The sequence below is a fragment of the Candidatus Cardinium sp. cBcalN2 genome (assembly GCF_022810445.1).
Lineage (GTDB): Bacteria > Bacteroidota > Bacteroidia > Cytophagales > Amoebophilaceae > Cardinium.
Genome location: NZ_JAACGD010000004.1, coordinates 1 through 6,465 on the forward strand (window position 1 = coordinate 1; position 6,465 = coordinate 6,465).

At 37.2% G+C, this 6,465-nt stretch carries 7 protein-coding genes and 1 tRNA gene; 3 read left to right on the forward strand and 5 right to left on the reverse strand.

Annotated elements, in window-relative coordinates:
* The 5 genes from MUW74_RS00145 to MUW74_RS00165 form a co-directional block, all read right to left on the reverse strand.
* The coding region (locus MUW74_RS00145; RefSeq protein ID WP_279389421.1) for an energy-coupling factor ABC transporter ATP-binding protein at nt 1–501 on the reverse strand (501 nt) is incomplete at its 3' end.
* A gap of 4 nt (nt 502–505) precedes the next feature.
* On the reverse strand, nt 506–1,048 hold the full coding sequence (locus MUW74_RS00150; protein WP_243517016.1) for a biotin transporter BioY: 543 nt from the start codon (nt 1,046–1,048) through the stop codon (nt 506–508).
* Nucleotides 1,049–1,063: 15 nt separating this feature from the next.
* The gene (trmB, locus tag MUW74_RS00155) at nt 1,064–1,714 is read right to left on the reverse strand and encodes a tRNA (guanosine(46)-N7)-methyltransferase TrmB (protein ID WP_243517019.1); all 651 of its coding nucleotides are present in this window, start codon (nt 1,712–1,714) and stop codon (nt 1,064–1,066) included.
* 4 nt (nt 1,715–1,718) lie between these two features.
* Nucleotides 1,719–2,483 (reverse strand): type I methionyl aminopeptidase, encoded by a 765-nt coding sequence (gene map, locus MUW74_RS00160; RefSeq protein WP_243517022.1) that lies wholly within the window; start codon nt 2,481–2,483, stop codon nt 1,719–1,721.
* Nucleotides 2,484–2,541: 58 nt separating this feature from the next.
* Nucleotides 2,542–2,615: transfer RNA gene (locus MUW74_RS00165), tRNA-Ala, on the reverse strand.
* A gap of 749 nt (nt 2,616–3,364) precedes the next feature.
* On the opposite strand from MUW74_RS00165, the gene MUW74_RS00170 reads away from it, so the two are divergent.
* From MUW74_RS00170 to MUW74_RS00180, 3 genes are all read left to right on the forward strand, one after another.
* The gene (locus MUW74_RS00170) at nt 3,365–3,856 is read left to right on the forward strand and encodes a dihydrofolate reductase (RefSeq protein ID WP_243517024.1); all 492 of its coding nucleotides are present in this window, start codon (nt 3,365–3,367) and stop codon (nt 3,854–3,856) included.
* Nucleotides 3,857–4,015: 159 nt separating this feature from the next.
* Entirely contained in the window at nt 4,016–5,128 is a 1,113-nt protein-coding gene (dnaN, locus tag MUW74_RS00175) for a DNA polymerase III subunit beta (protein WP_243517026.1), read from the forward strand.
* 50 nt (nt 5,129–5,178) lie between these two features.
* Nucleotides 5,179–6,177: an alpha/beta hydrolase gene (locus tag MUW74_RS00180; protein ID WP_243517027.1), complete on the forward strand. Its 999-nt coding sequence runs from the start codon at nt 5,179–5,181 to the stop codon at nt 6,175–6,177.
* The last annotated feature ends 288 nt before the right edge of the window (nt 6,178–6,465 follow it).

The window sequence follows — 6,465 nt, forward strand, 5'->3', positions numbered from 1 at the left end:
AATATCAACTACTACAGCTAATAATTGCTTTTCACCTCCACTCAGCAGGTGTGATTTTTTATATCTTAAATGGGCTAAGTCATAACTAGTAAGCAGCCTGTTAATCGCTGCATGAATCTCTTTTTTAGTATACCCCATATTTTTAAGGCCAAAAGCGATATCGTCTTCTACGATTGGAAATATAATTTGATGATCAGGATTTTGAAAGATAAATCCTACTTTAGCTCTGACCCCTCTGCGCGCTTGACAAGTAGACAAACCATCAATCTCCACTTTCCCTTCAGATGGAAGCTGTAAGCCATTTATCAACCTAGCAAATGTGCTTTTGCCGCTCCCATTTGAACCTATAATGCCAATTTTTTTTTCACATAAGGTTACATGCACATTTTTTAAAGCGAAAAAATCATCAAAACAAACGCTCACATGCTCTATTTTAATCATCTTATTATCTATCAGCAAAGTTTTGACACCAAAATGGCCATTAGCTATAGGTTTGGCCAAAGTTCTATTCTTTAATTAAAGGATAAGCTCTTTTAATAACCATTGCAGTAGTAGCTGCAATAGCAGCCTTAATGATATCTCCTGGTATGAAAATGATAGCTCCTAAAAAAGCTTTATTTAGGGGTATATCAAATAGTAAACTGGTCCATAATAGACCGATAACATATAATATAACAACCCCACCTAATAGGATATATATAAAAGCCCAGGTTGTATTCAATCGATGCCAATTTTTTTCAAATAAAAAGCCAATACTATAGGCAGAGATAGGAAAACCAAGTATAAAGCCACCAGTTGGTCCTAAGATCAGGCCTATGCCACCACGACCACCGCTCATAATAGGGAATCCGGTTAACGCGATAGCTATAAACAAAAGAGAGGCGAAAGCGGCTCTTTTAGCGCCTAAAATGCTACCTGCTAGCATAGGCCCTAAAGATTGAGCCGTTATGGGAACGGGGTTAAAAGGCAATACAATCATAGGTAGAGCGCCTAAAACAGCATATATGGCCGCAAATAGCGCTATGTATACGGTGTCTTTTGTGGTCATAGAAGTAATGGTTTATTATATTGAAAAACAAAGATAATAGATAGGGATGCCTTGCGCTATGAATCGCTTTTCATAAGTAGTCTGAAGGCCAAAATGGTTAGCTAATAATGAAGAGTTATATAAATCTCTTGTATAATCGCCTAGTTCTAGGCTTTGTTCTTGTAGTAAATTGAATGTGTAATCAAATAGTAAGCTACTATCTGTTTTTAAGTGCACAAGTCCACTTTTTATCAGTATGGCTGCATATAGTTTTAAAAAGCGCGTGCTGGTAAGCCTACGTTTGATATCTCTGTTTTTAGGTCTAGGATCTGGAAAGGTAATCCAAATCTCAGTTATTTCATCTTTTTCAAAGAAATCTAGCAGGTGCGTTACCTGCGCACGTAGAAAGGCAACATTATCTAAGCCATATTTTTGGGCTTCTTGCCCGCCTTTCCATAACCGATCTCCTTTGATATCAATGCCTATAAAGTTTCTTTTTGGAAATATTTTGGCCAGACCTATCGTATAAGCACCGTGCCCACAACCAATTTCTAATGTAATAGGATAGCTGTTTCTAAAATAGCATGCATGCCACTTCCCTTTGATATTTTTATAAATAGGTTTTCCGGGTTCTATAAGGTGATCCAAAAATTTATTGGCCTCAAAACGCTGGCGTTTCTTTCTCATAGCTTTATGGAAGCGGTTTTTCCATTAAAGTCGTTAAAACAGCATACCCTTCTTCCTCAACAGCAATGGTATGTTCAAAGTGGGCTGAGGGTTGACCATCTTTGGTGACAATGGTCCACCTATCTTCTAAAATTTTAATGGCCGAATGGCCAAGGTTGCATATAGGCTCTATGGCCAGTATCATACCTGCTTGTATAATAGGCCCTTGATTAGGTTTGCCATAATTTGGAATCTCAGGTGGCTCATGCAGCCTAGTGCCTACACCATGCCCACCCAATTCTTTTACAATGCTAAGCTTATGCGCTGTAGCATATTGACCTATGGCATGAGAGATGTCAGAAAGATGAATGCCTGCTTTGATCACACTTAGCCCTTTCCATAACGCTTTTTCGGTATGAATTAATAAAAATTTTTTTTCATCGGCAATGTTGCCAACGGGATAAGTCCAAGCACTATCTCCAATATAGCCTTGATACTTTACACCTATATCAATGCTGATAATATCTCCCTCTTGCAAGACGCGATTGCTGGGTATGCCGTGGACAACCCCATCATTAATAGAAATACAAGTAGCATTTGGAAAGCCGCGATACCCCTTAAATACAGGATCAGCCTCATGGCTTCGAATCAATTCTTCCACCATTTTGTCTAAGGCTAGGCTACTGACACCTGGTTGAATGGCATTCCTTAACAAGTTATGACAAAGCGCTACAATATGGCCTGCTCTTTGCAATAGCTTGACCTCAGAATGGGTGCGTATTTTGATCATATAAAATGATTAGAGGCTGGGGGAGATTGACTTTTAGTGTTGGATAAAATAAGTTAAGTGGAGAATATCGGATTCGAACCGATGACCCCTTGCTTGCAAAGCAAGTGCTCTAACCAGCTGAGCTAATCCCCCTTTTGTTAAGACTATGATACATCTGGTCAATTGCTTGTATCATCAAGCAAATATAATGGTGTTTTTTGAAAAAATCAAAATAAATCCTTGTTTCCGTTCAACCAATGGCGTTCACTTAAGGATGGCGCCAACATGGGTAGATTTAAGCCGTTGTTTTTCTTTTCATCTGTAAACGGTGCTTTCTGATCGCAGCTTTTTCCAAGGGTACGTTTTTTGTATACTTCTGCTACACTAGTGAACAGCCCATGGCGTCAACTTAATGAATCAGTTGATTAAGCAAGTTTTTTAAAAAATAATGTCATTTTTACTTATCCATTCAACAATATGCTGGGGCTACTGAATAAAACCGCCCCTTGTAAAATAGTTTAGATGAGTAATCACCTATTAGAGCTGCTTAGAAAAACAGCTTGTTTGAACCCGCGCAGCAGGTAAGTTCTGTTTTTCCAGCTCTAATAGGTGATTACCGAAACTTTTTATAGAGGGCTTGATTTTTTGTTCACTTTTTGATCAAGCAAAAAGTGATATAAAAGCACTTTTTTACCACCCATGTCTCGAACAAGATACGTCTGCAAAGTAGCTGTTCAACCAATGGTGTCTACTTAAGGATGTCCACTATTGGTACATTTAAGCTGTAAGGCATTTTCCCCTTACTTTTTTCTTGATAAAAAAGTAACTTTAACCATTCATTACTTTCGCCAATAGTGGTGAATAGATACAAGATTTCTAACAAAAAAACATTGAAATAAGCTATGGTTATATCTCTTATTGCCGCGATGGCATTAAACAGGGTCATTGGCAAGGACAATAAACTGCCTTGGCATATTCCTGCTGATTTACAAGAATTTAAAAAAAATACACTAGGCCATCATTTAGTAATGGGTAGTCAAACATTTCGTTCTATTGGTCGTCTTTTACCCAATCGAATAAGCATAGTCGTTAGTACAAAAATGGATCAATCAGTTGTTGGTTATCATGTAGTAAGAAGTATAGCTGAAGCTATAAGTTTAGCAAAAGCACAAGGAGAATCAGAGTTGTTTGTGATTGGAGGAGGGTCGATTTACCGCCAAACTTTACCTTTAGCCCATAGAATTTACTTAACAAAAATCCATGCTATATTAGCAGGAGATACCTATTTTCCTATGCTAGGGAAAGAATGGGTGCAACGTGTAGTACGTTCCTTTAAAGCAGATAATAAAAATAGCTATGATTATGAGTTTATTGTATTAGAAAAGGAATGTTAAAGGATGATCCTTAGCTATCAGGCCACCATGTGGCTTAAAAAATAAATTGGATGGACTATTAAACAGATAAAAATAAAAATTTTTAAGTTTTTTTTATTAAATTGCATCTATTTATAAGCCTAGGCCCCGTGTTCAAAATCACAAAAATAAAGAATAATCATGGAGTTTACGGTATCATCAGCTTTGCTTTCACAGCAGCTAACTGCTATTAGCGGGGTTATAGCCCGTAATCCAGTTGTCCCAATCTTAGAAAATTTTCTTTTTGAGGTAGATCATGATCGTTTAGTCGTTACAGCATCAGATTTGCAAGTTTCGATTAGTGCTTCTTTGGCCATTCAATCAGATGACCAAGTAAGTGTGGCCATACCTGCTCGTATGTTGCTGGATACGGTTAAAAATCTACCAGAACAGCCTATTAAACTCGAAATTAACCCCAATTCTTATACTGTTTCTATTAAATCTGATAATGGGCAATATAAATTGGCAGGAGAAAGTGCTAATGACTTCCCCCAATTAGCTAGTTTAGATGATGGTATCACCTTAGATGTAGAAGTGGATGTATTGAAAAATATTTTGCAAAAAACCATATTTGCCACTAGTAATGATGAGTTAAAACCTGCTATGTCTGGTGTCTATATAGAATTGACCCATGCTATGGCTACTTTTGTCGCTACGGATGGACATCGGTTAGTGCGTTATATTCGTCAAGATCTGTCAGCCTCTACACAAAGCCCAATTATTGTGCCTAAAAAAGCATTGATACTTTTGAATGGACTACTAAGTAGTAAGGATAAGCAAGTTGGTTTTACTTTTGATCGACATAAAATCCAATTTACGATCGATAACATTAGTATGATTAGTAGATTAGTCGATGAACGATATCCAGATTATGAGAATGTCATACCTAAGGAACATACCAGTAAGCTTACCATAAGCAAGCCTGCGTTGGTGAGTGCGCTTAGACGTGCGGCTATTTATGCTAATAAAGCTACCCATCAGGTCAAGTTAATCATTGTAGCAAATCAATTGACGCTTGTAGCAGAAGATTTAGACTTTTCTAATGAAGCACAAGAACAGCTGATTTGTACCTATGAAGGCGATCCGCTCGAGATAGGCTTTAATGCCAAGCTTTTACTAGACATGCTTGGTAGTATCACCACAGAAGAAGTAGAGTTCTTTTTCTGGGGGGCTAATAAAGCGGTGTTAATTTTTCCTAAAGGACAAAATCAACAAGAGCATTTGCTGTTATTGATTATGCCTATTATTTTTTAGCAAGGCTTTTTTGCACTTTATTTAATATTGAATTTGATCGTTATATAGCTATGCCATACATCGTTTATATATTTAAGTTGTTTTTTCTTTTTTTATTATTCACACCAAGGCTTGCTTATACCAAATCATATGATAATCAAATAAATCAATTAATTGTTTTATTTCATGGATTAGGTAACCATGCAGCCTCTTTTCATACTATAAAGCAGGAGCTGGAACAAACCTTTCCGGCTGCTTCTGTAGTTGCTCTAACGAGTGTAGAAGGTGCCCAAAGTGTAGAGCTTTCTATAAAACAACAAGCTGAAATGAACTTTAAGGAGCTTGCTAGTAAGGTAGAAAACCTACAAGATAAATCTATACTACTAGTAGGTCATAGTCAAGGAGGCCTAAGGGCTTATACTTTTCTCAAGCAGTACGAAAGTCTTTTATCTATAAAAGGACTGATTACGTTAGCCGCTCCATGGGAAGGAGCGCCTGGGGCTAGGGTAGATGCTGCCATGCTATCAGCTCATTTGACTAATCCTGTTTTAGCTGATCTGCGTAGGCTTTCGCTTACATTGGGTTATCCTGAGCATGCGCTTGAAGAGCAGCTTATGTTCAATATACAAAGCAATCAAGCCGTATGTGTTTATCCCGGTGGAAAAGACTTGATGGCAGGTAGTGTTTTTTTAAATGAGCTACAAGCCTTACTTCGTGACGAAAAAATACCTATACTAGCGATAGGAGGAGGGCAGAGTGACTTGAGAGCTCTTTTGAAGAAGAAAAGCACCCATCGTTTTAAGGCTTTACATGACATGTATACTTTTTTTGTAGTGGGCGAAAAATACTTTACTTGCCATCATGATATGCAACTTCCACTTGATAGCCAGCATGCGTTGCATGTTCTCTGTAAGAAAAAGAAAAATTTCAAAAGAGTTTTTATTAAAGATGCGTTTCATAGTAGTCATGTTTTAGCTATACCGGTACCAAAGTCCAAAAATATACTTTCACATCCTCGTGTCTTGGATGCCATTACAAAGTTTGCTAAAAACCTATTTAAGGCTACATAAAAGTATCTTTACGACTTTGGTCAAATCAGCAACTATTTACTCATGATTTGATTTTTGTATCTGTTCAAGCAATGGTGTCAACTTAAGGGGTATATTTAATTGATTATTATATATAATAATATATAAAAAAATGCCCCTTGTAAAATAGTTGCGATCAGAAAGTGACCCTTATAGCTGAAATAGAAAAACAGCTGCAATCATGTTGCAGGGTGGATTCAGTTTTTCCAGCTGTAAGGGGCGCTTTCCGCAACTTTTTACCAGGGCTTGATTTTTTGCTTACTTTTTTAT